Raw genomic sequence first — 25210 nt, forward strand, 5'->3', positions numbered from 1 at the left:
GGTGCCGGTGTGGTGGGTCGCGCCCCTCGGGGGTGTCAGAGGCGGGAGAGGGAGGCGGTGGCGAGGAGGACGTCGCGGATGGCGTCGGGGTCGCCGCCGCGGCCCGCGGCGATGCGGGTGGGCGGCAGGTGGCCGGCGGCGAGCTGGCAGAAGTCGATCTGGTCGACGGCGAGCTCGGCGACGACGTTGTCAGGCGAGCCGATGGCGCCCGGGGAGTCGAGGCAGATGTACCAGTGCCCGCCGCCGGTGCCCTCGACGTGCAGGTCCAGGGTGCGGCCGGGGGCACCGGCGCGCACCAGACGCGCGGGGGAGTCCGCGAGCCCGGCCTGGCGCAGGCCCGCGAGCGCCAGCGGCAGCATGCGCGCGGCGAGGTCGATCATGCTGTTGAGGTGCGCCGGCGCGGGCGGCCCGTACTCGGGGTAGTCCAGTGCCTGGGCGATGTCCTCGGCGTGGATCCAGCACTCGAAGGCGCGGTCGATGAGGGCGTCCCGCATGGGCACCACGATGTCCGTGAAGTCGACGGGCAGGCCGCCGGTGCCGGTGCCCGCGAAGGACAGGGTGCGCACGATGTCCCGGGTCTGGGTGCGCCACTTGGTGCGCACGAAGCCGCGCGTGTGGTGGCGGCAGCGCTCTCCCGCCAGTTCGGTGCGCTCCAGGCGGGTGCGGGGCGCCCCGGGTCCGAGCGGGTCGTCGAGGCCGAGCGCGGTGGCGACGACGCCGTCCACCGAGCCGAGGTGGGCCAGCACCCCGCAGAGCGTCAGTTCGCGTTCGCCGCCCGCCCAGACCAGCCGGACCGGCAGATCCCACTCGTGCTCGCCGAGGTCGGACAGGAGCGCGTCGAGCCGTGCGGTCTCCGCGTCGTAGGGCGCGGCCCAGTGGGGGACGGGGATGCGCGCGGGGCGTCGTCCGAGGCAGCCCTCAAGGACGCGGGCGCGCAGCAGCGGGTCGAGGTCGAGGGACTCCTCCTGGTGGAGGAGTTCGACGGCCCGGCGCAGCCGCAGCGCCTCGTCCGCGCACGGCGCGCACGAGGTGAGGTGCTCGTCCACGGCGACCGACTCGTCGCGCGAACAGGCGGACAGCGCCCAGGCGCCCAGGAGGGAGCGGAGCACGCGGTGGTCGTACCGGGGCTGTTCGGGCTGCATGGTCACGCTTTCCGGGAGCGGGCCGTCCTCGGCGGCACCGCGGGGCGTCGGCACACGGGGCGGGGTGGTCCCGTGCGGGGAGTTGTCGCCGTCCTCGGCGGGTCCGGTCACAGGGCACGCCCCTCGGGGGCGGGGTCCTGCATCGCGGTGGAGAGCAGCTGCAGCCCGAGCCGCAGCCGGCGGCGGGCCTCGTCGTCGGTGACGCCGAGGTCGACGGCGGCCTCGCGGTAGTCCATGCGGCGGCGGTAGGCGAGGTCGAGCGCCTGGCGCAGGGGCTCGGGCATGGAGGTCACGATGTAGTCGGCGCGGGCGGCGGTGTTCGCCTCCCTGAGCCGGGTCTCGACCTCCTCAGGGGTGCCCTCGCCGTGGTTCTCGGACAGCCGCAGGCGGTGGACGGCCTGCTTCTGCGTGAGCCCGGCGATCCAGGAGCGCAGCGAACCCCGCTTGGGGTCGTAGGCGTCCGGGTTCTCCCAGATGTAGCCGAAGACCTCGCGGGTGATCTGCGCGGCGGCCTCCTCGTCGTCCATGACGCGGTGGGCGAGGTTGTGCACGAGGGAGGCGAAGCGGTCGTACAGCTCTCCGAGGGCGGCTTCCTCGCCGCGGGCGAGGCGTTGCTGCATCTTGCGGTCCCAGCGGGTTGGTGCGGATGCCGCCATGCGTCGTCCCCCCTCTTCACCTTTGTCGCCGTCGCCCGACTCCGGTCGTCCTGCCTCGCATCGAATGTATCCGCCCGCTGCTGTCGTGTACGCCGCCTTGCGGCAAGCTTCTGCCGAAACTGATCAATTCTGGTAGTGCGTTATCCGCGTGTGACCGAAAGATTGCGAGGAAGTGGCGTGGGCAGGGCATAGGGTCAACAGAATCGGTGACGTGAGAAGGGCCAGACAGTGGCGTTGAAGGTGACGCACGACGAACGGGACGGCTGGACGATCCTGACCGTTTCCGGCGAATTGGACCTCGTGACCGCCCCCGCCGTACGGCAGCACGTGCACGACGCCGTCGCCGACGGACGGCACAGCCTCGTACTGGACCTGGCCGGTGTGGACTTCTGCGACTCCAGCGGGGTCGGCGTGCTCATCGCCGCGCGCCGCCTGATGCGCTCCTGCGCGGGGCGGCTGCGGCTGATCCTGCCCTCCGACGTGCGGGGGAACGACGCCGCACACGTCAACAAGGTGCTGGCCGCGCTGGGAGTGCGGCGGCTGTTCGAGGTGTTCCCCGACATCGAGGCCGCGACCGACGACGAGGCGGGGCCGCTGTCGGCCTGACGCGCCGGCCGCCCGCCCTCGCCGGCGCTCACGCCGGAGGTCCTACGAGTCCGCGGGAGCCGGGCCCAGTGTCGTGGTGCCGATCGCCGCGCGGTGGCCGAGCCCCGTGCGGTAGGCGTCCAGCGCGGCCTCCACGCGTCCGGCCCGCCGCAGCAGATCGCCCAGCAGCCGGCAGATGTCCGCCAGGTCCCCGGCCGCGCCCGCGCGTTCCAGCAGGGCCAGGGCGGAGACGTAGTGCTCCTCCGCGGCCTCCGGGTCGCCCCGCTCCTCGGCGAGCAGCCCCAGCAACCGGTGCGCCCCGCCCGCGTGGACCGCGCCGCGCCAGGGGCCGAGCTGGTCCAGCAGCCGGGTCAGCATCTCCTCGGCCTCGGTGGGCTTGCCGCGCCGGCGCAGCACGTCGGCGAGTTCGACCTCGACCTGCACGGTGAACAGCACCGAGCGCCCGGCCGCCAGCATGTCGCGGGCGGTGCGCAGTTCGCGCTCGGCCTGCTCCAGATCGCCGTCCTGGGAGTGGACGTAGCCGCGCATCCAGTGGCAGTGCGCCAGGTCCGTGTGCAGTTCCAGGCGCTGGAAGATCTCCTGGGCCTTGGCGAGCGAGGCCTCGGCCTCCCCGGTGCGTCCCGCGACGATCAGTGTGCGGGCGATGCTGCGGTGCATCAGCGCGACGAGGGCCGGGTCGGCCGCGTCGGGGGCGAGGTTGAGGGCCTGCTCCGCGGCGTGCGCGGCACGGGCGTAGGCACCCAGGTCGGTGTACGGGCCGATCGCCGCGACGTGCAGCATCAACAGGGCGTCGGGATCGGGCCGGCCGCTGGACGCCGCCTCCGTCTCCAGCCGTGCGATGCCCTCTTCCAGCAGGTGGGAGGCGTACCGCACCTCGCCGGCCAGCAGGTGCGAGACCGCCCGGCCGCGCAGCGCGGTGGCCCGGCGGGCCGGGGCCGCTTCGGGGTCGGCGTCGAAGAGACGCCCGGCGTTCTCGAAGTGGGCGCGAGCCTCCATGAGTTCGCCCGCGTCGAGAGCGGCCTCGCCAAGGCGCAGCCGCACCTGAGGATCGTTCAGGTCCTCGTCCAGGACATCCTGCGTTCGGTCCCGGTCGTCCTGTGCGCCCACCGTGCCCCATTCCCTCCGGATCTCTTGCGGAGGAGGGTACGCGGCTTTGCGCCGGCCATGCCTCACGCTTTCGTAAAGCACGTCCGCGGCCGGCAGATGGACGCCCTCGCGCGGCGGCCCGCGGCGCGCGGTTCCGCCCTCGCTTCCCACTCCGGTACGGGCCGGAGGTGCATCCGCGCGGGAAACGGGCAGGGGTTCGGGAGCGCGGGACGGCCCGTCGCGGACGGTGAGACGGCGCACGCGGAGCGTCCGGCCATAATGCGCCTTGCGGCATTTAGTGAGGTATGTCGGATTCGTCAGGGATAAGTGGTGACCAGTGTCGATATCGGGTTGTGTCCGAGGCGTGACTCGTCACGCCACGGAGTCGGGCGTCGCCTCGGGTACGCTCCATCGGGTGCGTGTGGTGCAGGAGCGCGACGTGAGCGGTCGAAGCGCGGCCCAAGGGCCGGGCAGGCGACCGACGTCGGGCTGTGCGTATTCGCCCCGTAATGAGCCCCGCACAGTATGCAGCACCCCTCCCTCTTCGCGCTGGAATATGCCCGAAGCGCTTGTTGGGGTGACTGTCGGTCAATCATGCTGTGTCGCGAAGGGGTCACGCTTGGTGACCTTGCCGAGGCGCGAGGCGATGAGTCCGCCGGTTCGGATGGTGTGAGCAGTGCAGATGCTCCAGGTTCAGCTAGAGGTAGGTCCCGACCCGGCCGAGGTGGGCCGGGCCCGCAGCTGGGCGCGCTCGCGTCTGGTCGGCTCCGGCATAGGGGCCGACGAGCCCGTCGCGGAGACGTTGATCCTGCTGATCTCCGAACTGGTCACCAACGCGGTGGTCCACACGGGCTGCCCCGCGGTACTGCGGATGCTCTTCCGGTCCTCCGGTGCCTCGCAGGGCCAGGAGAGCGACACCGTGCGGGTCGAGGTGGCCGACGCCAGCGACGCCCCGCCGCGACCGCGGCACGCGGACAAGGACGAGACGGGCGGACGCGGCCTGGAACTCGTGGACGGCCTGGCGGACCGCTGGGGCTGGCAGCGCGAGGGCGCGGGCAAGCAGATCTGGTGCGAGATCGACCGCTGCGCCCGGGGGCAGGCGATCGTGCCGCCGCAGGCGACCGGCGGGCTGATCGGCCGCCCGGCGTTCTGAGGACCGCAGCGGTACGTCCGCGGCTCCCCCGGAGGCGCCCCCGCCCTCTGCGCACGCAGGGCCTCAGCCGGCCGCCGTGTCCCGGAAGGTGCGCCGGTAGGCGGTCGGCGAGACGCCGAGCGCCGCCTGCAGGTGCTGCCGCATCGAGGCCGCGGTGCCGAACCCCGCGTCGCGGGCGACCTGGTCGACCGACAGGTCGCTGGACTCCAGCAGGTGCCGGGCCCGTTCGACGCGCTGCTGCACCAGCCACTGACCGGGGCTGATCCCGACCTCCTCGCGGAACCTGCGGGTGAAGGTGCGCACGCTCATCGACTCCTTCCCGGCCAGCTCCCGCAGGGTCAGCGGGCGGTCCAGACGGCTCAGCGCCCACGCCCGCGCGGTCGCCGTCGTGGCCAGTTGCGGTTCCGGGACGGGCCGCTGGACGTACTGGGCCTGGCCGCCCTCGCGGTGCGGCGGCACGACGGTGCGCCGGGCACTGGCGTTGGCGACGGCGGAGCCGTGGTCACGGCGCAGGAGGTACAGGCACAGGTCGATGCCGGAGGCGACGCCCGCCGAGGTCAGGATGTGCCCGTTGTCGACGTACAGGACGTCCGGCTCCACCCGTACCCGGGGGTAGAGGCGCTGGAAGTGCTCGGTGCTGGACCAGTGCGTGGTGGCGCGCAGCCCGTCGAGGTAGCCGGCCGCGGCGAGGAAGTACGAGCCGGTGCAGATGGAGACCAGCCGGGCGCCCGGGCGGATGCGGGCGAAGGCCGCCGCGAGGCCGGGGGAGAGCCGGCCGTCGGAGTGGGCGCTGTCGTGCTCGTGCGCCGCCGGGACGATGACGGTGTCGGCCTCCTCCAGGATCTCCGGACCGTGGGGGACGGCGATCTCGAAGTCGGCTTCGGCGCGTACGAGGCCGGGGCCGCCCGGGGTGCAGGTGCGCACCTCGTACAGGTCCGTGCCGTCGGGGGTTCTCGCTCCGCCGAAGATGCGGTGGGGGATGCCGAGTTCGAACGGGATGACCCCGTGCTGCACCAGAACGGCGACGCGGTGCCGCTTCACCGGGGTGGTCGGCTCCGTGGCGGGTTCCGTGGCGGGCTCCGGGTCGGGTCCTGCGGCGGGTACGTCGGTCTCCAAGGGCGCGGCCATGGCCCGATCCTTCCACATCATGGCCATCCGGCCACTCGTTGCGGGCGAACCCGTGCCGGATGCTCGTCTGGTGACGCAGACTCCGGAGCTTCCCGCCCAGCCCCTGAGGGACCTCGCCCTCCCTGCCCCCCGTCCGTCGCGCGGGCCCCGTGTGCACCGCGCCTGGTACGTCGCCGTCGCCGGCTTCGTCACGCTCGTCGGCGCGGCGGGCTTCGCCTCCCTGCCCGGTCTGCTGATCGAGCCGCTGCACAGCGAGTTCGGCTGGTCGCGCGGCATGATCGGGTTCGCGGTGTCGGTGAACCTGGCGCTGTACGGCCTCACCGCGCCGTTCGCCGCCGCGCTGATGGACCGGTTCGGCATGCGCCGGGTGGTCGTCGTCGCGCTCCTCGCGATCGCCACCGGCGCGGGCCTGACCGTCTTCATGCGGCAGAGCTGGCAGTTGGTCCTGCTCTGGGGCGTGCTCGTCGGACTGGGCAGCGGCTCCATGGCGCTGGCCTTCGCCACCACCGTCACCAACCGCTGGTTCGACAAGCGCCGCGGCCTGGTCACCGGCATCCTGACGGCGGCGGGCGCGGCCGGCCAACTGGTCTTCCTGCCGGTGCTGTCCGTGATCGTCGAGCACGCGGGCTGGCGTTCCGCCACGCTCACCGTCGCCGGTGCCGCGCTGCTGGTCGCGCCCTTCGTGTGGCTGCTGCTGCGCGACCACCCGGCCGACGTCGGGCTCGCGCCCTACGGCGCGGCGCGGTTCGTGCCCAAGCCGCCCCCGGTGACCGGCGCGGCCGTCCGTGCCCTGCGGGCGCTGGCCGGGGCCGCGAAGGGCGGGCCGTTCTGGCTGCTCGCGGGCACCTTCGCGATCTGCGGGGCGTCGACGAACGGACTGGTCAAGACGCACTTCGTCCCCGCCGCCCACGACCACGGCATGCCGGTGACGGCCGCCGCGTCGCTGCTCGCCGTCATCGGTGTCTTCGACATCGCCGGTACGGTCGCCTCCGGCTGGTTCACCGACCGCTTCAGCCCACGGCGCCTGCTCGCCACCTACTACGGGCTGCGCGGACTGTCGCTGATGTTCCTGCCGGTGCTCATGGCGGGCACCGTGCAGCCGCCCATGGTGCTGTTCATCGTCTTCTACGGGCTCGACTGGGTCGCCACGGTCCCGCCGACCATCGCCCTGTGCCGTGAGTTCTACGGTGCCGACAGCGCCATCGTGTTCGGCTGGGTCCTCGCCTCCCACCAACTCGGTGCGGCCCTGGTGGCCTTCCTCGGCGGCGCGGCCCGCGACGCCTTCGGCTCCTACGACATGGTCTGGTACTCCTCCGGGGCGCTGTGCGCGATCGCCGCGCTCATGGCGCTGGTGATCCGCCGGGGCACCCCCCAGACGCCCCTGGCGGCCTCATTGGCCGCCTGAGGGACCCGCCCGGCCCCTGGGGGCGGCCGGGCGGCCGTCCCTCCCAGGCGTAGCGTGATCGTCATGGGGTGGGGGAGATCGTCCGGGAGAGTGCCCGGCAGAGAGTCCGGCAGTCCGTGGGACGACGCCGGGAGGGCGGCAGCCGTCACGGCCTACTGCGCGGTGGGGGCGGTGGCGCTGACGGTATGGACGGTCGCCGCCCCGGCAATGGAGTCGTCCTACGGACCGTCCGGGGGCGGGCTCGTCGTCTGCCTGTTCCCGGTCCTGCTCGTCGCCCTCTGGGCCGGTGGTGTGGCCGCCTCCCTGCTGCACGCCTTGCCCGCCGCCGCTCTCGGACACGCTCTGTCGCGCCGCACCGGGCTGCCCCGTGCGCTGTGCTGCCTCGCGGCCGAGGTGGCGCTCGCCGCCGTACTCGCCGCGCCGGCCCCGTCGTCGGGGCTGCCCTACCTGACGGCGTGGTGCTGGATCGCCGCGGCCGGCGCCGCCCCGGTGCTGGCCGCCTCCTTCTTCGCCGTCCGCCCGAACCCGCAGGGCAGGACCGGATGGCCGCGCCGGAAGCAGGTGGCCTTCCAGATCTCCGTCGTCGGCGTCGCGCTGGTCGGAGTCGTCTTCGCGGGCGGCCTGATGGCGTACGGGACGGGCCTGGTGAAGGAGTACGAGCCGCCGGTCCTGGACTCGGGCGCCGACTACGCGGGTACCTGGCACGACGAGTTCGACGGCGTCATCCGGTTCTCGGCCGACGGCACCTTCACCGCGCAGGGCATCCGCGAGTACGACGCGGACGCGTCGGGCCTGTACAGCCACTACGTCAGCCGTTCCGGACCCGGGACGTGGCGGTACGTCGACGAGGACGAGGGCGGGGTGCCCGGCGGCCTCACGCTGGCCTTCGGCGACGGCGGCTCCGAGATGGGCCAATGGTCGTCACGGGGTACCCAGGCCCGACCGGTGCTCTACCAGGAAGTGGGCGACCCGGATCGGGCGATCCTGTACCTGCTGAGGAAGGACCCCGCCCCGTGATCGCGGGTGCCGTGGAAGGCGGGCCGGCCGGCTGAGGGGGAGAGCGCCGACCGGTCCGCCGGAACGGGGGTGGTGCCGGGACAGCGCCGGTGCGGACGGCGCGTTGCTATCCGTGTGCGCGGTGTACGCGGTGTGCGCGGTGTGCGCGCACGCCGTGGCGCCCACACCCCTTCGATACCCACCGTGTCGGTACGGCTACCGTCTGGCAACGGATTTGGCGATCCGTCGTGCGTCGATGGCCATTTCGCGGAGGTTGCCGCTGATCGGGTTGGTGAAGCCGGTGAAGTACAGGCCGGGCGCGTTCTTGGGGCTGCGACCGCCGTGCACCGAGGGCCGCCCGCGGTCGTCGAGCACGCCGAGGTGGCCGACCAGCGGTTCCAGGCCCCGCCGGTAGCCGGTCGCCGCGACGACGGCCTCCGGGGTGAGCCGGGTGCCGTCGGCGAGCAGGACCTCGCGGCCGTCGAAGCCCTCGACGGCGGCCACCGGTTCGACCTTGCCCGCCTGCACGGCGGCGATGAGCCCGACGTCCTGGACCGGGATGGCGCCCTCGCGCACCCGGGAGTACAGGCCGGTCCGCGGGCGCGGCATTCCGTGGGCCGACAGATCGGGCACCGAGAGCCGTTCCACGTAGGGCGCGATGCCGTCCACCAGCCGCGTCGGCAGGCGGCGCACCATGATGCCGGTGCGCTGCGCGGGCCACCCGGCCGTGGAGCGGCGCATGATGTGCGGAGGGGTGCGCACCGCCAGGCGCACCCGGGCCGCCCCGGCCTCCACCAGGTCGACGGCGATCTCGGCGCCGGTGTTGCCGACGCCGACGACGAGGACGTCCCGGCCCGCGTAGGCCGTGCCGTTGCGGTAGCCGGACGCGTGCAGCAGCTCGCCGTCGAAGGTGTCGAGGCCGGGCCAGTCCGGCAGGTGCGGGGTGTGGTTGAAGCCGGTGGCGACCACGACGCTGCGGGCGGTCAGCTTGCGGCCGCCGGTGGCCGGGAGCGCCCAGCCCGCCGCGGGGTCCTCCGTGCGCTCGATGCGGGACACCTCGATCCCGGTGGCGACGTCGAGGTCGTGGAACTGCGCGTACTGCTCCAGGTAGCGCACCAGGTCGTCACGGCCCACCCAGCGGCCGTAGGACCGCGGGATGGCCAGGCCCGGCAGCGCGGACAGCCGTCTCGTGGTGTGCAGATGCAGCCGTTCGTAGTGGCCGCGCCAGGACGCCCCCACGGCGCCGGAGCGTTCGACGACCAGGGTGCGTACGCCGCGGTGCCGCAGTGAGGCCGCCACGGCCAGCCCGCCGGGCCCGGCGCCGATGACGATGGCGTCCGGTGCGGCCGCGCCCGGTATCGGGGCGACGGCGGAGGCGGAGGGGTCGGTCATGTCGTACTCCTGTGGCTGGCCGGGGGCGAGGTCACTCCGGAAGGTAGCGCGCTTCGCCGCCGGCACCTTGCCAAGGAGTACCCGTATCCGGCCAATTGGTGCACCGTCCCGGGGGACTTCGGCTGTCCGGCGGGGTCGCCGGGCAGCGGCACGGACCCCGCGTCCGGCTTCCCGCGGCGGTTGGTTGAATGTGGCCGTGCAGGAACCCGTGCTGGCACCCGTCGAGTTGCAGGCCTTCGGCCTGCTGCTCAGGCCCTGGGAGGACACCCCGGGCGATTTCGCCGCGGCCCTGCGCGGTCTGAGCGACCCGGACTTCCGGCGCTGGAACTCCGCGGTCGTGCCCCGGCCGGACGAGAGCGGCGCGCGCGACTTCCTGCGCCGGCGGCGCGAGGGGTGGGGTGCGGGCGACCTCGCCTCCTTCGCGGTGACCGAGGACGGCGCCGTGCTCGGGCAGGCCGCCATCGGCATGATCGACCGGCCGATGCGTACCGCCCGGGTCAGTTACTGGCTGCTCCCCGAGGCGCGCGGCCGCGGGGTCGCCTCCCGGGCCCTGGAGACCGTCACCCGCTGGTCCTTCCGCGACCTCGGCCTCCACCGCCTGGAACTCGGCCACGCGGTCGGCAACGAGCCCTCCTGCGCCGTCGCCGGACGCTGCGGCTACCCCCTGGAGGGTGTCCTGCGCGGGGCGATGGTCGACATCTCCGGCCGGCTGCGCGACGTGCACCTGCACAGCCGCCTCGCCACGGACCGCCCGCCCGCCTCCCGGGCCTGAGGCGACCGCGGGCCCCGCGCGCCGGCGCGCCCCTCGCTCGACCGAACGGGTGCCCCCGGCGCGGCCGCACGCGGCGCTGCCGTCGCGCGATCCCCGGGGACCGCGGGGACCGCGGAGAAATGAAACGCGGGCGCCGTTCCGGCAACCTCCCCCGAGGACCGGTCGGCGCCCGCGTCAGTGCAGGCAGGACTACGTGGCAAGGACATAAAAAGGGCCGCGAGCGGCGGGAATCAGCGGGTCGGCTTCTTGCCCGTCACTCCCAGGTGCACGAGCAGTGCCAGATTCGGCTTCAACTCGGCCTGTTTGACGCCCCAGCTCTGGAAGCCCTTCTGGTGCCCGGCGACCGCCGCGAGCATGGCCACGAGGGACCCGGCGACGGCTGCCGGAGTGATGTCCTTGTCGACCCGGCCCTTGCTCTGGAGCTCCTTGACCGAATCCGAAAGGGAGTTGGTGAGGGGGTTGAGGATCTTCATGCGGATCTTGTAGAACCGCTTGTCCCCTTCGGCCGCACCCAGATCCACGACCCGCAGGATGGCGTCGTGCTTGCGCCAGAAGGAGAGGAAGCCCTCGACGAGTTCCTCCGCCGCGGTGGCCCCGGCCTTGCCGACCCAGGAGCGACCGGCCACGAGGTCCGTCAACGCGGCGCCCTCCTTGGCCATCTCCTCGGCAAGCTCGAGCACGGCGCCCTCGACGTCGGGGAAGTATTGGTAGAACGTTGCGGGGGAGGTACCCGCCATCCGGGCGACGTCGATGACCTTGACGTCCCGGTACGGCGACGTGCTGAGCATTTCGCTGAGGCAGTCGAGCAGCTTCTGCCGCGTCGCCTGACCCCGACGTCCTGCCACACGGCCGTCGACGGTGCGAACTTGTCCTGTCATGCCGTCAGTTTACGGGCTGGTGATCAGCGCGCGATTCGGTGCCTGCAAATGGGGAAGGCCATGTGTTCGATTTTTCCTCGGGCGGGGTTGAGGATCGGCCGATAACGTGTCAAGTCAGACACTCCGTCGATCCATGCGAATCACCGCGCGAATCACGACACGAATCGAGGACCAGATGGCCGGATACGCCGACGGCGTGCCCTGCTGGGCGGACGCCATGCTCAACGACCTGGAGGCGGGAAAGCGCTTCTACGGCGAGCTGCTCGGCTGGAGCTTCGGGGCGACCGATCCGGAGTGGTCCTCCTACACCCAGGCGTACGGTCCGGGCGGCAAGAACGTCGCCGCGCTGTCGCCCAAGCCCGACGGCCGTATGCCGACGGTCTGGAACCTCTACCTCGCCTCGTCCGACATCCAGGACACGGCCCGCAGGATCCGCGACGCCGGCGGTCAACTCATCATGGAACCCGCGGCGGTTGGGTCCTTCGGCTCCATGCTGACCGCGGCCGACCCGACCGGGGCGGTCTTCGGGGGGTGGCAGGCCGGCACGCACCCGGGCTTCGGGACGACCGGCCAACCCGGCTCCTACATCTGGTCCGAGATCTTCACCCGTGACGCCGCGAGGACCGACGCCTTCTACGAGGAGGTCTTCGGATACCGCGGCAAGGAGATCTTCGAGAAGTCCGAGGCCGCCGCGAAGGCCGGCACCGGGGCCGCCGGGGACGCCGCGGCCACCGATTTCCGGATCTTCGTCCCCGCGGGCCGGGACGTCGCGGTCGCCAACGCCGTGCTCGGCCGCTTCCGGATGAGCGGGCGGTACCCCGACGAGATGCCCCCGCACATCCTCGTCTATTTCGCCGTCGAGGACGCCGACCGGGCCGCCGAGACCGTCGTACGGCTCGGCGGCCGCGTCACACGCGGCCCGCTGGACTCCCCTTTCGGCCGGTTTCTGCTGGTGAGCGACGACCAGGGAGCCCAGTTCGGGCTCATCGACCCCACCACGACGGTCGGCGAGAAGCCGTCCTGACAAACGGCCGATCCGCAAGCGAATCTCAGGTAATCGCGTGTCGACACCGCCCCGGGTTCGCAACTGATACTCATCCCAGGAAGAATCAGGGGACGACCCCGGGACGGGGGGAACCCACGGGGAGGTGGCAGGGCAGTGGTGCAGCAGCTGACGCAGCACGATCCGAGACGGATCGGCCCTTTCGAGGTGCTGGGCCGGCTGGGCGCGGGTGGCATGGGCCTGGTCTACCTCGCCCGCTCGGCGTCCGGTCGGCGCGTGGCGATCAAGACCGTACGCGCCGAGCTCGCCGAGGACCAGCTGTTCCGCGTGCGCTTCGCCCGTGAGGTCGAGGCCGCCCGCGCGGTGAGCGGTTTCTACACGGCTGCGGTGGTCGACGCCGACCCCAGGGCCGCCGTGCCCTGGCTGGCCACGGCGTTCGTGCCCGCGCCCTCCCTCGAGGAGATCGTCAACGAGTCCGGGCCGCTGCCCGTCCAGGCCGTGCGGTGGCTGGCGGCCGGTATCGCGGAGGCGCTGCAGTCCATCCACGGGGCGGGCCTGGTCCACCGCGACATGAAGCCGTCCAACGTGCTGGTGGTCGAGGACGGCCCGCGCGTGATCGACTTCGGCATCGCGAGCGGGGTGTCCAACACGCGGCTGACGATGACGAACGTGGCCGTGGGCACACCCGCGTACATGTCGCCGGAGCAGGCGAAGGACTCGCGCAGCGTGACCGGCGCGAGCGACGTCTTCTCGCTCGGCTCCACGCTGGTCTTCGCGGCCACCGGGCACGCGCCCTTCCACGGCGCCAACCCCGTCGAGACGGTCTTCATGCTGCTGCGGGAGGGCCCGGACCTGGCGGGGCTCCCGTCGGACCTGCGGCCGCTGATCGAGGCCTGCATGCGGATGGAGGCCGAGCGCCGGCCCAGCCCGGCGGACCTTCAGGCGCAGCTGGCGCCGCACCTGTTCTCCTCGGCGGGCGACGACACCGGCACCGCCTCCGCCTGGTTGCCGCCCGCGGCGGTGGGCCTCATAGAGGAACGGCGCAGCGGCGGCCGGGCAGGCGGTCCTGGCGGCCTCGGTGCGCCCGCGGTGCCCCCGATGCCGGCCAAGCCGCCCGCGGCCCCCGTACAGCCCCCCAGGGCCCCCGCGGAGGCTCCCGGCGGCCCGGTGCAGCTCGCGGGTTCCGCGCCGATAGGGCCCGGGATGCGGGTCGCGGAGCGCAGGAACCAGACCGCCGCGGCACCGGCGGGCGACGGACTCGGCTGGTCCGGCCGCGGCGGTGCCGCGGGCGCCCCGGCGGCCGTGCCCGGTCAGGGCCAGGGCGGCGGGGCACAGCCGCCCGCCGGACCGCACGGGGAGTGGCGCCCGTGGCGTTTCCGCATGTCCAACGATGTGTGGGGCACGCCCGTCGTCTCCGGGGGCCGGCTGTACGTCACCTCCTTCGAGGTGCACGCCCTCGACGTCGCCACCGGGCGGCGGCAGTTCAAGACCCGCGACGTGGCCTGGACGATGGCCGTCTCCGAGGGCCGCATCCACGGCTCCGACGGGCCGAGCCTGTACGCCCTGGACGCGGCCGACGGCACCGAGCGGTGGCGTACGGGGGTCGACGGCTGGATCTACTCGCTGCGGGCCGAGGCGGGCAGCGTCGTCACCGGCACGCGCGGCGGCGGCGTCCAGGTCTGGGACGCGTCGAGCGGACGGCTGCGCTGGGAGCGCGGCGGCGCGCAGACGGAGTTCGAGACCCCGGAGTCGGGGCCGAGCATCACCGGCGGCGTCGTCTACTTCCACGGCGGCGGCCGGCTGCACGCGCTGGACGTCTCGACCGGCGCCGAGCGGTGGTCGTACCCGACCGGCGACGGCGGCGCCATGCCGACCCGTCCGGTCGTCGAGGACGGCTCGGTGTTCGCGACCGCGGGCAACCGCGTGCTGGCGCTCGACGCCCGAAGCGGCGCCGAGCGGTGGCGCTTCGACGCCCCCGCGGTGATGTTCGGGCCTCCCGCGTACGTCCCGGGCCCCGGCGTCTCCGGCGGCGGCGTCTACGTCGCCGACTACCTCGGCACCGTCTACGCCCTCGATCCCGCCGACGGGCGGGACCGCTGGCGGGTCGCCACCGAGCAGCGGCAGAGCGTCGAGCCCGTGCTGGTGGCGGGGGGTTCCGTCATGCTCGGCGCGGGCAGCGCGCTCTACACGCTCGACGCGGTCTCCGGCACCCCGAAGTGGCGTTTCGCGGCGCAGGGCGAGATCGTCGGCTCGCCCGTCGTCGCCGACGGGCGCGTCCACTTCGGTTCCAAGGACCACTGCCTCTACACCGTCGACGCCGGCGGCGGGCAGTTGCGCTGGAAGCTGGAGACGGGCGGCGAGATCACCGGCTCCCCGGTCGTCGCCGACGGTGTCGTCTACGCCAGCAGCAAGGACCGTTGCGTCTACGCCCTCAACGCGGTCAAGGGCACGGAAGCGGCCACGCGTCGCGCCTGAGCCCCGTGCGGCCGCGGGCGGTTCGCCCGCCGGCCGCGCGGTGCCGCCCGGCACCCGGCCTGATGAGCGGCCGTCGCTGCCTCACACGGAAGGGGCGGGCGACGGCCGCCGTTATGCAACTTACGCCCCACACGCCACAGGCGCCACGCGGGGGGTCGTGGGACCCGTGGCCCGCTGTGCCGGTCCTGTGACCGATCCGCCCGTTACGTACGGGCGGTGAGGAGCGTTGCCCTTTCGGCTCCTCCCGGACGCGCCCGCCCTGCCCGCGGGCACACGGACGCGTCCCGCACCGACGAAGGGACAACGTCATGGCGACACCCCGGCAGTACGAGCACGAGCAGGCCACGGCCGGCCAGGGGCGGCAGGCCCCCGTCGTGCTCCCGCAGCGGAGGGCTGCCGCCATCGACCCCACGCCCGTGATCGACGCGGGCCGCCTCGCGCGGCTCCCCCGCGGCCTCGGCGACCAACTGCGGCGTACGCACAACATCTGATGCGTTGGCGTGCCGGGGATCCGTTACACCCGAAGTGAGTTGCGCCGACGAGAAGACGTGAGTGTCCCTCCCGCCGGGCGGGAGGGACACTCGGTCACGCGGATGGTGAGACCGTGATCAGGGGGAGTGCCAGTTGTCGGGGCTCACGATCGTCTGGTGCCAGTTGTCCGGGCTGTCCGCGGCGGCGGCCGGGAGCGCCGCGACGAGGACTCCGGCCGCGACAGCGGCGAGGACGACGGCAGCCTTGCGTACGAGCTTCATGACGCCTCCGTGGGGAAGCCGGGTGCTGGTCCCGGTGGTCACATTCGTACAAGGGTGTGCGGCGGGCCGGCCCCTGAGCGCACATCGTGCGTGGGGCCAACGCGCCTGGCAAACCTATCGTGTTGGGGCCAGTGGGCCGCAAGTGCCGCGTCCGGCCGGACTCCCGGTGGCGCCCGGCGCACGACAAGGACCGACTGCGGCGCCCCCTCCACGCCGCAGTCGGTCCTTGTTCCCCGTGCTGTTCCCCCCGTGACGCTCCCCCCGGTGCGTCCTGGGTCCTGTTCCCCCTCGGCGGTGCTTCCCCCCGCGGCCTCCCCGGCCGTCGTGCGTCCCCCGTGTCCCCCCTGAACGGCTTGTCTCAGGAGGAGTGCCAGTTGTCGGGCTTGACGGTGCCGTCGTCCTTGGTGGTGGGCTCCTCGGTCGTCTCGTCCTCCGTGACGGGGACCTGCTGCTCCTCGTCCACCGTGCCGGTCTCGGGCGTGGCCTCGCTCATGCTGTCTCCTTCGTCCTCACGGAAACCGGTTGCTGCGAAGCCCGCCTGGCGACGACCCCCGTGCGTCACCAGGCGGGTGCTTCTCGCACTGATGGAATCGTGACAGGGTCCGATAATCAACCGATAAACGGAACTGTTGATGTCCTGTGCCGGTGGTGTTGCGTGGACGGGACGTCAGATGGCGACCGCGGACTCCGAGGGGCCGCCCAGCAGGCGCCGGACCTCGCCCGCCTCCGGGGATCCCAGGGCGGTGAAGTGCTGCAACGCGTCGTACCAGCAGGCGCGGGCCCGGTCGCTCTGGCCGATACCGGCGAGCGCCTTGCCGAGCACCGTGAGGGCGGTCGCCTGCCGCATCGTGCCGCCCACGTTCCGCAACAGGACCAGCGACTGTTCGGCGACGGAAGCGGACTGCCGGTGGGCTTTGGCGGCCAAGTGGACCTCCGCCATGCGGAAGAGGGTCATGCCCTCCCAGAACTGCTGCCGGGCGTCGCGGAAGAGCGCCAGGGCCTCACCCAAGCGGGCGAGCGCCTCCGCGTGACGCTCGGCGGCCGCCAGCGCGATGGCCAGCGCGTACAGGCCGTTGCCCAGCCGGAAACCGGCCCCCAGTTCGCGGTAGATCGCCAGTGCCTTCTCGGCGGAGTCGATGGCCGAGGGCGTGTCCTCCAACTCGACCTGGGCACGCGAGAGGTTGCTGAGCGCAGCGGCGCCTCCCTGCCGGTTGCCGTCGGCCTCGAAGGCCGCGATCGCTGTCGCGTGGTAGTCGGCGCATTCCTGGAAGCGGCGCGTCGCCAGCGCGATCATGCCGCGCAGGTTGGGCGCGTAGCTCGCGGTGAGCAGGTCCCCGGCGGCGACTCCGAGCACCTGGGCACGTTCCGCCTCGCGATCGGCCTCCTCGAAACGGCCCGTCAGCCAGTTGAGCTGACCGAGCAGCACGCGGGCCCTGCCCTCCACGAGCGGCTCGCCGCAGGCGCTCGACGTGGCGACGAGGGCGCGCGTGGACTGCTCGAATTGGCGCGCGTAGATGCCGGACTCCATCAGGTCCTGGGCGGTGAAGAGCAGGTCCACGGCCCGCCGCATCGGACCCTCGCAGCCACCGCCCGCGGCCTGCTGGACGGTGGCGAGCAGGCTGGGCGCCTCGTCGAAGAGCCAGTCGAGGCCCTCCTGGCGGGACGTGAAGACCAGGCCGGGGCGGCCGACCGGGCTGAGGTGGTCCAGGACGCGGTCGCCGGGGTTCTCCAGCTCGTACGTGCGGGCGGCCGAGGCGAGGTAGAAGTCGAGCAGCCGGGACAGGGCCGCGCAGCGGGCGTCGTCGCCCTCGTGGCGTTCGGCGCAGTCGCGGGCGTACAGGCGCAGGAGGTCGTGGAAGCGGTAGCGGGCGGGCCCGGCGGACTCGATGAGGCTGATGTCGACCAGGGCCTCGAGCAGTTCCTCCGCGTCGTAGACGTCCATGTCGAGGACGGCCGCCCCCGCGTCCAGGGAGATGTCCGGGCCGTCGGCGAGGGCCAGCAGGCGGAAGGCGCGGGCCTGTTGCGGGGTGAGCTGGCCGTAGCCGAGTTCGAAGGTGGCCTTGACGGCGAGGTCGCCGGCCTTGAGTTCGTCCAGGCGGCGGCGTTCGTCGCTGAGCTTGCGGGCGAGGAAGGCGACCGTCCAGGTGCGTCGGGTGGCCAGGCGGGACGCGGCGATGCGGATGGCGAGCGGCAGGAAGCCGCAGGCGCCGACGACGTCGAGGGCGGCCTGGCGTTCGCCGGCGACGCGCTCCTCGCCCACGATGCGGGTGAAGAGCTGCAGCGCCTCCTCGGGGCTCATGACGTCGAGGTCGACCAGATGCGCCCCCGCCAGGTCGACCATCCGGGCCCGGCTGGTGATCAGCGCGGCGCAGCCGGGCGTGCCGGGCAGCAGGTGGCGGATCTGGGCGGCGTCGTGGGCGTTGTCCAGCAGGGCCAGCACGCGCCGGCCGGCGAGCGTGGAGCGGTAGAGCGCGGCCCGGTCGGCCAGGGACTCGGGGATGGCGGCGTCGGTGACGCCGAGCGAGCGCAGGAAGGACGCGAGCACCGTCTCCGGCTCGGTGGGGCGGGGGCCGGTGCCCTGCAGGTCGACGTAGAGCTGCCCGTCGGGGAAGACCCCCGCGACGGCGTGCGCGACGTGGACGGCGAGCGTGGTCTTGCCGACGCCGCCGATGCCGGCGACGGCCGAGACCGCCATGACGCCGCCCTCGGCGGAGGCGCCGGCCAGACGGTCGCCGAGTTCGCGGACGAAGGCGGCGCGACCGGTGAAGTCCGCGACGGTGGCGGGAAGCTGTGCCGGGCGCACCGGCTCGGCGGCCGACTCGGCCTGCGGCACGGGCGGCGGCAGCAGCGCGGGGTCGGCCTCCAGGATGCGCTGGTGGAGGTCGGTGAGCTCGGTACCGGGATCGACGCCCAGCTCGTCGTCGAGCAGTCTTCGGGTGTCGGCGAAGACGCCCAGCGCCTCGGCCTGCCGCCCACCGCGGTACAGCGCCAGCATCAGCAGGGCGCGCGGCCGCTCGCGCAGCGGGTGCTCCGCGGACAGCACGGTCAGCTCGGAGACGGCCTCGGCGTGGCAGCCCGCCTGGAGGTCCAGGTCCAGGCAGGTCTCGGTGATCTGCAGCCGCCATTCCAGCAGCCGGATGCGCTGGGTCTCGGCGTACGGGCCGGGCAGCCCCGCCAGCGGCTCGCCGTCGAACAGGGCCAGGGCCGAGCGCAGTTCGGCGCGCGCCGCGGCCGGGTCGCCGGCGCCGCGGGCCTTCTCCGCGGCGGAGCAGTGCTGTTCGGCGCGGAAGAGGTCGAAGTCGTCGCCGGGGCGCAGGAGATAGCCGCCGTCGACGGTGGCCAGGGCGTCCGCGCCGAGGGCCTTGCGGAGCCGGAAGGCGTAACTGCGCAGCGCGGCCAGGGCGGTGGGCGGGGGCTCCTCGCCCCACAGGGCGTCCACCAGTTCCTGCGCCGTCGCGGTGCGGCCGCCGCGCAGCAGCAACGCGCCCAGGAGCGCCCTTTGCTGGGGCGGCCCGGCGGGGACGGGCTGTCCGCCGCGCCAGGCCCGCACCGGGCCGAGGACCGCGAAGCGCAGCGCTCCGCCGGGGTCCGTACCGCTTCCCATGCCTGCCCCCAGGTACCGACTGCCGTTCGCGAACAGCGCGTATATCGATCGTTCATCGCGAACCGGAACAGTGTCCGCAGACGACAGTTCCGGTCTTTCGGATCTGCCGACTGTGCCAGTTTGCCGTGCCAACCTGTTCGCGGTCACCTATGGGTGACTTTCGGGGGGCGCGCTCCGAGGGGTAACGGGGAATGTTCGCCGTCTTTTCGCATGTTCTGTACTCATATGCCGTTGGCGTGGCCGACGTTCGTCACAGGGAGGTGAAGGGCCGCCGATGTGCTCACGATGCGGACGGGAGGCGGTGAGCGGTGCCCGGGCCCGGATCGGTGGCCCCGTGGTGAGCGTGTACCGCCTGCCGGGCCCCGCGCTGCGCCGCCGCGCGCTGCGGCAGCCGGACGGCCGCCCCTACGTCCCGTACGACTGCGACTTCGCCGGCCTCGACCGGCGCGCCCGCGCGGTCGCCGCGGGCCTGGGCCGCCTGCTGCCGCCCGGCAGCCGCGTGCTGCTGGACTACCCCCAGGGTGTGGATCTGGCGGGCGCCTTCTACGGCTGCCTGTACGCGGGCATGGCCGCGGTGCCGCTGGTCGCGGGCGGCCCGGACGGGCCGGGGACCGTCGCCGAGGCCGTCGAGCGGTGCCGTCCCGCGGCGGTGCTCACGGGGGCCGACGCGTGGACCGCCCTGGCGGTCGACCGCACCCGCACCCAGGTCGTCGAGGCCGACGGCCGCCGCATGGCGGGGGAGCCGGTGCCGCGCCTGGCGGAGGAATGGCGGCCGGTGGGGGTGCTGCGCACCGCGCCCGCGTACGAGCGGTACGTCGCCGACGGGCTCGGCGGGGGACGGATGGAGCCCGCGCTGCGCCACGGCGACCTCGCGGACGTCGCGGGCGAGCTGACCGCCGCGGCCGGCACGGGCACCTCGGAGGACGGTCTCGGCTGGATCGCCTCCGTCCACGGTGTGGAGGACGCGGTCTGGCGCATGCTGCTGCCCGTGCATGCCCTCCGCCGCCCCAGGCCGCTCGGCCCCGCCTGACCCCGGGAGCGCGCCGCCCCCCTCCGTCGCAGCCGTCCCGGCCGTGGCGCGGGGCGGTGGGCGGCGAGCCGCCGGCGTCGTCGGTGGCACCGCTGTCGCCGGCCCGCATGGAGGAGTTCGCCCGCTGTTCGCCCGGCGGTCAAGACGTGCCCGGCGGTCGCCTGATGGGCTGGTCTCCCGCACAGTGGGAGGAGCGCGGACGATGGGTCTGATCAACGAGTTGTGGCTGGCCGGCAAGGTCCCGGCCCGCGACGGGCTGTACCGGGCGGACGGCACGGTGCTCGGCGTGGACATCGACGGCCCGCGGCTGTCGGCGTTCCGGATCGGCGAGCCCTTCGACGTGGCGGCGCTGCTGGCAGGCGAGCCGGGGCTCGCCACATCGGTCGATCCCCACCCGGCGGGCACCGCCGAACTCCCGGACGGCACGGGGTACGTGTGCTGCGGCGACGGCACGCACTGCTCGGAGGGCTTCTTCGCCCGGCTGGACTCCGACGGCAACCTGGTGTGGGTCGTCGCGCTCGGTCAGTCCAAGCCCTTCGTCCGGGCCGAGGCCAGGGGGACGCACGCCACCTTCACCAACAGCCTGGGCCACGCCCTCACCGTGGACCTCACGGCCCCGGCGTTCGCCACGCGTTGACGCCGAGGCGGGTGCCTGCCACGTCCCGGAAGAGCCGTTCGCCCCGTCTTCGCACCAGTGCGGGATTACGGCCACCCAAACGCCAACCGCGGCTAACGGGGCCGAAATCGACGGTTCCCTTCCGGCCGCTACCGTGCGGGCGCATGACGGTGCGGAAGGCGCGGCGGCGACCTCGATCGATCTCCAGGGCCCTCCCCCGTCCCCTGCCGGGATGGCGGACCGTCCGGGGCCGGGTGGCGGTCGTCCTCGCCGTTCCCACCTGCCTGCTGCTCGCCTTCGTCGGCCTCGCCGTCGAACTGCGCGCCGAGGACTACAGCGACGCCCGCACCACCCGTTCCGAGATCGAACTGTCGCTGCGGCTGCGGTCCCTGGTCCACCAGCTGCAGCTGGAACGCGGCTTGACCAACGGCCTGCTGGGCGGTGAGACCCGGTACGGCAGGCAACTCACCGCCACGCGCGAGCTCGTCGACGTCCAGCTGCACGACCTGCGCGACCAGCCCGCCGTCGAGGACGTGATCCAGACGCGACTGGGCCGGCTCGCCGGAACGCGCGCCGACGTGGACTCCGACATCGCCGGGCGGGACGCGACGATCACCTTCTACACCTACGCCGTCACGGGCCTGAACGCCGTCGACCCGGCGGCCGGGACCGCCACCCGCGGCGACCGGCAGCTGCGCGACGGCGTCGCCGCGCTCGAGGCGCTGGCCCAGGCCAAGGAGGCGCTCGCCAACGAGCGCAGCTCGCTCAACGGCGTCTTCGCCTACGGCGCGTTCCGCCGCGCCGAGTACCTGGAGTTCATCCAGGAGCGCGCCGAGCGCCTGGCCGCGATCCGCCGCTTCCGCCAGGTCGCCACCCCGGACCAGCGGCTCCTGCTGGACCAGGCCTTCGGCACCACCGCCGCCAACGACACCTTCACCTACGAGCAGCTGGCCGAGCGCGGCGTCGACGGCTCGCGCCTGAACGTGGACTCCCGGGCGTGGTGGAAGGGCACCGGCATCCTCAACGACGCGCTGTACTCGGTGCAGCGCCAGGTCGGCGCCGACGTGACGTCCCGCACCCGGACGCTCAGCGACGAGGCGGCCGCCTCGCTGACCCTCTACGCCGTCATGGGTGTGCTCATCCTCGGCATCGTCAGCGCCGCCGCCGCGCTCGCCTCCCGTTCGATCACCCGCCCCCTGGCCGCCCTGGCCGGCGCGGCGGACGACATCGCCCGCCGGCGGCTGCCCGAGGCGGTCCTGCGCATCCAGCAGGCCCGTTCCACGGGCGCCTCCCCGCCGGAACCCGCCGAACCCGCGGGTGTGCTGGTGCGGCACGGCGCGGCCGAGATCGCCGAGGTGGCCACCGCCCTCGGCAACGTCGAGCGCACCGCCCTCGACCTCGCCGCGGAACAGGCGCGGCTGCGCGCCAACACCACCGAGTCGCTGGCCAACCTGGGCCGCCGCAACCAGGGCCTCATCCGCCGCCAGCTGGGCCTGATCACCAAGCTGGAGAGCCGGGAGCTCGACCCGGACGAACTCGCCGAGCTCTTCGAACTGGACCACCTGGCCACCCGCATGCGCCGCAACGCCGAGAGCCTGCTGGTCCTCACCGGCCAGCACACCGCCCGGCCCGTCGCCCGCCCGGCGACCGCGCTGGAGGCCGTCCGGTCCGCCGTCGCCCAGGTCGAGCAGTACCGGCGGGTGATGGTCGCGCAGGTCGAGCCGGGCAGCCTGCGCGGCCATGTGGTCACCGACGTCGCCCACCTGCTGGCCGAACTCATCGAGAACGGGCTGACCTTCTCCCCGCCCGAGGAGTCCGTCGACGTGCACGGCTGGCGCGACGAGGCGGCGGGGGACTACTGCTTCGCCGTCGTCGACCACGGGGTCGGCATGAGCGCCGCCGACCTCCAGCGGTTCAACGCGCTGCTCGTCGACAGCGGGGACGAGATCTTCCTGTCGGCCCCGACCCGCTTCCTCGGCCACCATGTCGTGGGCCGGCTCGCCCGCCGCCAGAACATCGAGGTGCGTCTCTTCGACACGCCCGAAGGGGGCGTCTCCGCCCTGGTGGTCCTGCCCCCCGGACTGCTCGCCCCCGACGAGCAGGAGCCGCCGCCCCCGGCGCCCAAGCCCGGGATCTCGGTACTGCTCAACGCCTTCCGGGCCGGGGTCGCCCGCGCCGAGACCGGTTCCCCCTCCGCACCCGCCTACGCGGCCGCCCCCCGTCCGGCCCCGTACAGAACCCCAGAAGGAACGCCATCGTGACCACCGCCGTCCAGAACTTCGGCTGGCTCGTATCCGACTTCGTACGGACCACCGACGGTGTCACCGACGCCGTCGCGGTCTCCTCCGACGGCCTGCTGATGGCGGCCTCCGAGCGTCTGACCCGCGACCGCGCGGACCACTTGGCCGCCGTCGTCTCGGGCATCACCTCGCTCGCCCAGAACGCGGCCTCCACGCACGGTTTCCACGGCATGAAGCTGGTCATGATCGAGATGCTGGGCGGCTTCATGATGGTCGGCCGCATCCGTGACGGCAGCTGCCTCGGCGTCCTCGCCGCCGAGGGCTGCGACGTCGGCCTCGTCGGCTACGAGATGTCCGTGCTGGCCGACCGCGCCGGGGAACTGCTCACCCCCGCCCTGGTCACCGAGCTCCGCAACGCCCCGGTCGGCGCCGCCGGCTGACCCCGGGCCGTGCGCGCGTCCGTCGAACCAGCCGGGCGGCGGCTTTCCCGCGCCCCCCGGAGGGCCTAGGGTCGGCCCACACACGGGAGGTGCGACGACGCCATGCGGATCGCCACGACGATCTTCCTGACCGACCATTCCGTCCCCGCCGTCCGGCTCGCCCGGGAGCTGGAGGAGCGCGGCTTCGACGGGCTGTACCTGCCGGAGCACACCCACATCCCGGTCAGCCGGCGCACCCCGGCGCCGATGGGCGAACCCCTGCCGCCGGAGTACGGCCGCACGCTGGACCCCTTCGTGGGGCTCGCCGCGGCCGCGGCCGTCACCGAGCGGCTGCGGCTCGGCACCGGGATCACCCTGGTCGCCCAACACGACCCCATCGTGCTGGCCAAGCAGGTCGCGAGCCTGGACTTCCTGTCCCGCGGACGGTTCACCCTCGGTGTCGGCTTCGGCTGGAACGTGGAGGAGGCCGCGGACCACGGCGTGGACTGGCCCCGCCGCCGCGACCTGGTACGCGACCGGATGGCCGCGATGCGGGCCCTGTGGGCGCCCGAACCCACCGCCTACCAGGGCACGTACACGAGCGTCGAGGCGAGCCACGCGTGGCCCAAGCCGGTCTCCGGCCCCCGCCCGCGCACCCTGGTCGGGGGCGCCGCCGGGCCCGTGCTCTTCCGGCACATCACCGAGTACGCGGACGGCTGGCTGCCCATCGGCGGTGGCGGGCTCAAGGAGACCCTGCCGGAGCTGCGCCGCGCCTGGGCGGAAGCGGGCCGCGACCCGGCCGGTCCCCAGGTCGTGCCGTACGCCGTCCGCCCGAACCCCGGAAAGCTCGCCCACTACCGCGATCTGGGCCTGGCGGAGGTCGTGCTGCAGCTGCCCTCCGTGGGGACCGCGGACGTACTGCGCACGCTGGACGACTACGCGCGCTATCTGTGAGCCTCAGAGCACGTCGGCCAGTTCCTGCAGCAGCCGCCGCTTGGTGCGCGCCCCGACCGCGGACCACACCGGTTCGCCGTCGCGGAAGACCATCAGCGTCGGCACCGACAGCACGCCGTAGGCGCTCTGTGCCCACGGGTTGTGGTCCACGTCCAGCTGGACGACCTTCAGCCGTCCCTCCTCCTCCCGGGCGAGCTCGCGCAGCACGGGCTCGATCTGACGGCACGGCGGGCACCAGTCGGCGCCGAACTCCACGAGCACCGGCAGGCCGGCGCCCAGCACCTCGGCGGCGAACGTCGCGTCGGACGCCTCGGCCAGGTGGCCGGGGTCCCGGTCCGGTCCCGGTCCCGGCCCCGTTCCCGGTTCTGCGTCCGTTCCGGTCGTGGTCATCAGGTACTCCCCTCGCAGGTGAACTGGCAGCGCGGTTCGGGAGCCGTCGCCGACTCGGCCCGGGCCAGCTGCTCGGCGATCCGGTCCCGCGCCTCGGTGAGCCGGGCGAGTCCGTCGTCCAGCTCCGCGAGCTTGCGCCGGTAGGCCTCCAGGGACGCCGGGCACGAGTCCCCCTCGGGATGGCCGGCCCGCAGACAGTCCACGAAGGGGCGGGTGTCCTCCAGTTCGAAGCCGAAGTCCCGCAGGAGCTGGATCTGCCGCAGCAGTCTCAGGTCCGCCTCGTCGTAGGCCCGGTAGCCGTTGCCGGCCCGCCGGGCCCGCAGCAGTCCGAGCGATTCGTAGTACCGCAGGGCGCGCGGGGTGGTGCCGGCCCGTTCGGCGAGTTCTCCGATCCGCATGCCCCGACGGTAGACCCTGACGCCGACGTCAAGGCCAGCGCGGAAATTCCCGTCCGGCGGCAATCGCCCCGGTGATCTACGTGACAGCGCCCACTGACGGAGGGCGCACCTATGC

The 25210-nt window shown here is 73.5% G+C and carries 24 protein-coding genes; 13 read left to right on the forward strand and 11 right to left on the reverse strand.

Annotation, left to right across the window (positions count from 1 at the left end; genetic code table 11):
• Positions 1–35: 35 nt before the first annotated feature.
• Together ACIP98_RS02785 and ACIP98_RS02790 are read right to left on the reverse strand one after the other, a co-directional pair.
• On the reverse strand, positions 36–1253 hold the full coding sequence (locus tag ACIP98_RS02785; RefSeq protein ID WP_319663005.1) for a zf-HC2 domain-containing protein: 1218 nt from the start codon (positions 1251–1253) through the stop codon (positions 36–38).
• A complete protein-coding gene (locus tag ACIP98_RS02790; RefSeq protein ID WP_319663006.1) occupies positions 1250–1798 on the reverse strand; it encodes a sigma-70 family RNA polymerase sigma factor in 549 nt (182 codons plus the stop codon). Before ACIP98_RS02790 ends, ACIP98_RS02785 begins: the two co-directional genes overlap by 4 nt.
• A gap of 228 nt (positions 1799–2026) precedes the next feature.
• Between ACIP98_RS02790 and ACIP98_RS02795 the strand changes: the two genes are divergently transcribed.
• Complete coding sequence (locus tag ACIP98_RS02795) at positions 2027–2404, forward strand: STAS domain-containing protein (protein ID WP_319663007.1); 378 nt, start codon at positions 2027–2029, stop codon at positions 2402–2404.
• A 42-nt stretch (positions 2405–2446) separates the two neighbouring features.
• On the opposite strand, the gene ACIP98_RS02800 is transcribed toward ACIP98_RS02795, so the two are convergent.
• The gene (locus ACIP98_RS02800) at positions 2447–3592 is read right to left on the reverse strand and encodes a tetratricopeptide repeat protein (protein WP_401973327.1); all 1146 of its coding nucleotides are present in this window, start codon (positions 3590–3592) and stop codon (positions 2447–2449) included.
• Positions 3593–4166: 574 nt separating this feature from the next.
• Between ACIP98_RS02800 and ACIP98_RS02805 the strand changes: the two genes are divergently transcribed.
• The gene (locus ACIP98_RS02805; protein ID WP_319663009.1) at positions 4167–4643 is read left to right on the forward strand and encodes an ATP-binding protein; all 477 of its coding nucleotides are present in this window, start codon (positions 4167–4169) and stop codon (positions 4641–4643) included.
• 63 nt (positions 4644–4706) lie between these two features.
• On the opposite strand, the gene ACIP98_RS02810 is transcribed toward ACIP98_RS02805, so the two are convergent.
• Positions 4707–5771, reverse strand: a complete 1065-nt coding sequence (locus tag ACIP98_RS02810; RefSeq protein WP_319663010.1) for a helix-turn-helix domain-containing protein — start codon at positions 5769–5771, stop codon at positions 4707–4709.
• A 70-nt stretch (positions 5772–5841) separates the two neighbouring features.
• Between ACIP98_RS02810 and ACIP98_RS02815 the strand changes: the two genes are divergently transcribed.
• A complete protein-coding gene (locus ACIP98_RS02815) occupies positions 5842–7176 on the forward strand; it encodes an MFS transporter (RefSeq protein ID WP_401973329.1) in 1335 nt (444 codons plus the stop codon).
• A 90-nt stretch (positions 7177–7266) separates the two neighbouring features.
• Positions 7267–8193, forward strand: coding sequence for a hypothetical protein (locus tag ACIP98_RS02820; RefSeq protein ID WP_401973331.1), 927 nt, complete (start codon positions 7267–7269; stop codon positions 8191–8193).
• A gap of 195 nt (positions 8194–8388) precedes the next feature.
• On the opposite strand, the gene ACIP98_RS02825 is transcribed toward ACIP98_RS02820, so the two are convergent.
• Positions 8389–9564 carry a flavin-containing monooxygenase gene (locus ACIP98_RS02825; RefSeq protein ID WP_401973333.1) on the reverse strand — a complete coding sequence of 392 codons (1176 nt, stop codon included), beginning with the start codon at positions 9562–9564 and terminating at the stop codon, positions 8389–8391.
• A gap of 196 nt (positions 9565–9760) precedes the next feature.
• Between ACIP98_RS02825 and ACIP98_RS02830 the strand changes: the two genes are divergently transcribed.
• Positions 9761–10336: a GNAT family protein gene (locus ACIP98_RS02830; protein ID WP_319663014.1), complete on the forward strand. Its 576-nt coding sequence runs from the start codon at positions 9761–9763 to the stop codon at positions 10334–10336.
• Between the two features lie 230 nt (positions 10337–10566).
• On the opposite strand, the gene ACIP98_RS02835 is transcribed toward ACIP98_RS02830, so the two are convergent.
• Positions 10567–11214: a TetR/AcrR family transcriptional regulator gene (locus tag ACIP98_RS02835; RefSeq protein WP_319663015.1), complete on the reverse strand. Its 648-nt coding sequence runs from the start codon at positions 11212–11214 to the stop codon at positions 10567–10569.
• A 133-nt stretch (positions 11215–11347) separates the two neighbouring features.
• Here ACIP98_RS02835 and ACIP98_RS02840 point away from each other — a divergent pair, with 133 nt between their 5' ends.
• The 3 genes from ACIP98_RS02840 (at position 11348) to ACIP98_RS02850 (ending at position 15183) form a co-directional block, all read left to right on the forward strand.
• On the forward strand, positions 11348–12238 hold the full coding sequence (locus tag ACIP98_RS02840; RefSeq protein ID WP_401973335.1) for a VOC family protein: 891 nt from the start codon (positions 11348–11350) through the stop codon (positions 12236–12238).
• 135 nt (positions 12239–12373) lie between these two features.
• Positions 12374–14692 (forward strand): PQQ-binding-like beta-propeller repeat protein, encoded by a 2319-nt coding sequence (locus ACIP98_RS02845; RefSeq protein ID WP_319663017.1) that lies wholly within the window; start codon positions 12374–12376, stop codon positions 14690–14692.
• Between the two features lie 308 nt (positions 14693–15000).
• Positions 15001–15183 (forward strand): hypothetical protein, encoded by a 183-nt coding sequence (locus tag ACIP98_RS02850; RefSeq protein ID WP_319663018.1) that lies wholly within the window; start codon positions 15001–15003, stop codon positions 15181–15183.
• A gap of 117 nt (positions 15184–15300) precedes the next feature.
• Here ACIP98_RS02850 and ACIP98_RS02855 read toward each other — a convergent pair whose 3' ends face one another.
• From ACIP98_RS02855 to ACIP98_RS02865, 3 genes are all read right to left on the reverse strand, one after another.
• Positions 15301–15444, reverse strand: a complete 144-nt coding sequence (locus tag ACIP98_RS02855; protein ID WP_319663019.1) for a hypothetical protein — start codon at positions 15442–15444, stop codon at positions 15301–15303.
• 358 nt (positions 15445–15802) lie between these two features.
• Complete coding sequence (locus tag ACIP98_RS02860) at positions 15803–15937, reverse strand: hypothetical protein (protein WP_319663020.1); 135 nt, start codon at positions 15935–15937, stop codon at positions 15803–15805.
• A gap of 174 nt (positions 15938–16111) precedes the next feature.
• Positions 16112–19048, reverse strand: a complete 2937-nt coding sequence (locus tag ACIP98_RS02865; protein ID WP_401973337.1) for a BTAD domain-containing putative transcriptional regulator — start codon at positions 19046–19048, stop codon at positions 16112–16114.
• Positions 19049–19385: 337 nt separating this feature from the next.
• On the opposite strand from ACIP98_RS02865, the gene ACIP98_RS02870 reads away from it, so the two are divergent.
• The 5 genes from ACIP98_RS02870 (at position 19386) to ACIP98_RS02890 (ending at position 24307) form a co-directional block, all read left to right on the forward strand.
• Entirely contained in the window at positions 19386–20078 is a 693-nt protein-coding gene (locus tag ACIP98_RS02870) for an AMP-binding protein (protein WP_319663022.1), read from the forward strand.
• Between the two features lie 202 nt (positions 20079–20280).
• Positions 20281–20715 carry a hypothetical protein gene (locus tag ACIP98_RS02875; protein WP_319663023.1) on the forward strand — a complete coding sequence of 145 codons (435 nt, stop codon included), beginning with the start codon at positions 20281–20283 and terminating at the stop codon, positions 20713–20715.
• 143 nt (positions 20716–20858) lie between these two features.
• A complete protein-coding gene (locus ACIP98_RS02880) occupies positions 20859–22955 on the forward strand; it encodes a nitrate- and nitrite sensing domain-containing protein (protein ID WP_401973339.1) in 2097 nt (698 codons plus the stop codon).
• Positions 22952–23374, forward strand: coding sequence for a roadblock/LC7 domain-containing protein (locus ACIP98_RS02885; protein ID WP_319663025.1), 423 nt, complete (start codon positions 22952–22954; stop codon positions 23372–23374). The genes ACIP98_RS02880 and ACIP98_RS02885 overlap by 4 nt, the downstream gene beginning before the upstream one ends.
• A gap of 102 nt (positions 23375–23476) precedes the next feature.
• A complete protein-coding gene (locus ACIP98_RS02890; RefSeq protein ID WP_401973340.1) occupies positions 23477–24307 on the forward strand; it encodes an LLM class F420-dependent oxidoreductase in 831 nt (276 codons plus the stop codon).
• 3 nt (positions 24308–24310) lie between these two features.
• On the opposite strand, the gene ACIP98_RS02895 is transcribed toward ACIP98_RS02890, so the two are convergent.
• Both ACIP98_RS02895 and ACIP98_RS02900 read right to left on the reverse strand, forming a co-directional pair.
• Positions 24311–24697 carry a thioredoxin family protein gene (locus ACIP98_RS02895; protein WP_401973342.1) on the reverse strand — a complete coding sequence of 129 codons (387 nt, stop codon included), beginning with the start codon at positions 24695–24697 and terminating at the stop codon, positions 24311–24313.
• Complete coding sequence (locus ACIP98_RS02900; protein ID WP_319663027.1) at positions 24697–25095, reverse strand: MerR family transcriptional regulator; 399 nt, start codon at positions 25093–25095, stop codon at positions 24697–24699. Before ACIP98_RS02900 ends, ACIP98_RS02895 begins: the two co-directional genes overlap by 1 nt.
• Positions 25096–25210: the final 115 nt, after the last annotated feature.

This window comes from Streptomyces sp. NPDC088354, from assembly GCF_044753585.1.
GTDB lineage: Bacteria > Actinomycetota > Actinomycetes > Streptomycetales > Streptomycetaceae > Actinacidiphila.

Excerpts from the sequence above, each read along its gene's own strand:
- ACIP98_RS02790 (WP_319663006.1), bottom strand. The coding sequence starts at position 1,798 with ATGGCGGCATCCGCACCAACCCGCTGGGACCGCAAGATGCAGCAACGC.
- ACIP98_RS02810 (WP_319663010.1), bottom strand. The coding sequence starts at position 5,771 with ATGGCCGCGCCCTTGGAGACCGACGTACCCGCCGCAGGACCCGACCCG.
- ACIP98_RS02825 (WP_401973333.1), bottom strand. The coding sequence starts at position 9,564 with ATGACCGACCCCTCCGCCTCCGCCGTCGCCCCGATACCGGGCGCGGCC.
- ACIP98_RS02835 (WP_319663015.1), bottom strand. The coding sequence starts at position 11,214 with ATGACAGGACAAGTTCGCACCGTCGACGGCCGTGTGGCAGGACGTCGG.
- ACIP98_RS02840 (WP_401973335.1), top strand. The coding sequence starts at position 11,348 with ATGCGAATCACCGCGCGAATCACGACACGAATCGAGGACCAGATGGCC.
- ACIP98_RS02850 (WP_319663018.1), top strand. The coding sequence starts at position 15,001 with ATGGCGACACCCCGGCAGTACGAGCACGAGCAGGCCACGGCCGGCCAG.
- ACIP98_RS02855 (WP_319663019.1), bottom strand. The coding sequence starts at position 15,444 with ATGAAGCTCGTACGCAAGGCTGCCGTCGTCCTCGCCGCTGTCGCGGCC.
- ACIP98_RS02860 (WP_319663020.1), bottom strand. The coding sequence starts at position 15,937 with ATGAGCGAGGCCACGCCCGAGACCGGCACGGTGGACGAGGAGCAGCAG.
- ACIP98_RS02865 (WP_401973337.1), bottom strand. The coding sequence starts at position 19,048 with ATGGGAAGCGGTACGGACCCCGGCGGAGCGCTGCGCTTCGCGGTCCTC.
- ACIP98_RS02875 (WP_319663023.1), top strand. The coding sequence starts at position 20,281 with ATGGGTCTGATCAACGAGTTGTGGCTGGCCGGCAAGGTCCCGGCCCGC.
- ACIP98_RS02880 (WP_401973339.1), top strand. The coding sequence starts at position 20,859 with ATGACGGTGCGGAAGGCGCGGCGGCGACCTCGATCGATCTCCAGGGCC.
- ACIP98_RS02890 (WP_401973340.1), top strand. The coding sequence starts at position 23,477 with ATGCGGATCGCCACGACGATCTTCCTGACCGACCATTCCGTCCCCGCC.
- ACIP98_RS02895 (WP_401973342.1), bottom strand. The coding sequence starts at position 24,697 with ATGACCACGACCGGAACGGACGCAGAACCGGGAACGGGGCCGGGACCG.
- ACIP98_RS02900 (WP_319663027.1), bottom strand. The coding sequence starts at position 25,095 with ATGCGGATCGGAGAACTCGCCGAACGGGCCGGCACCACCCCGCGCGCC.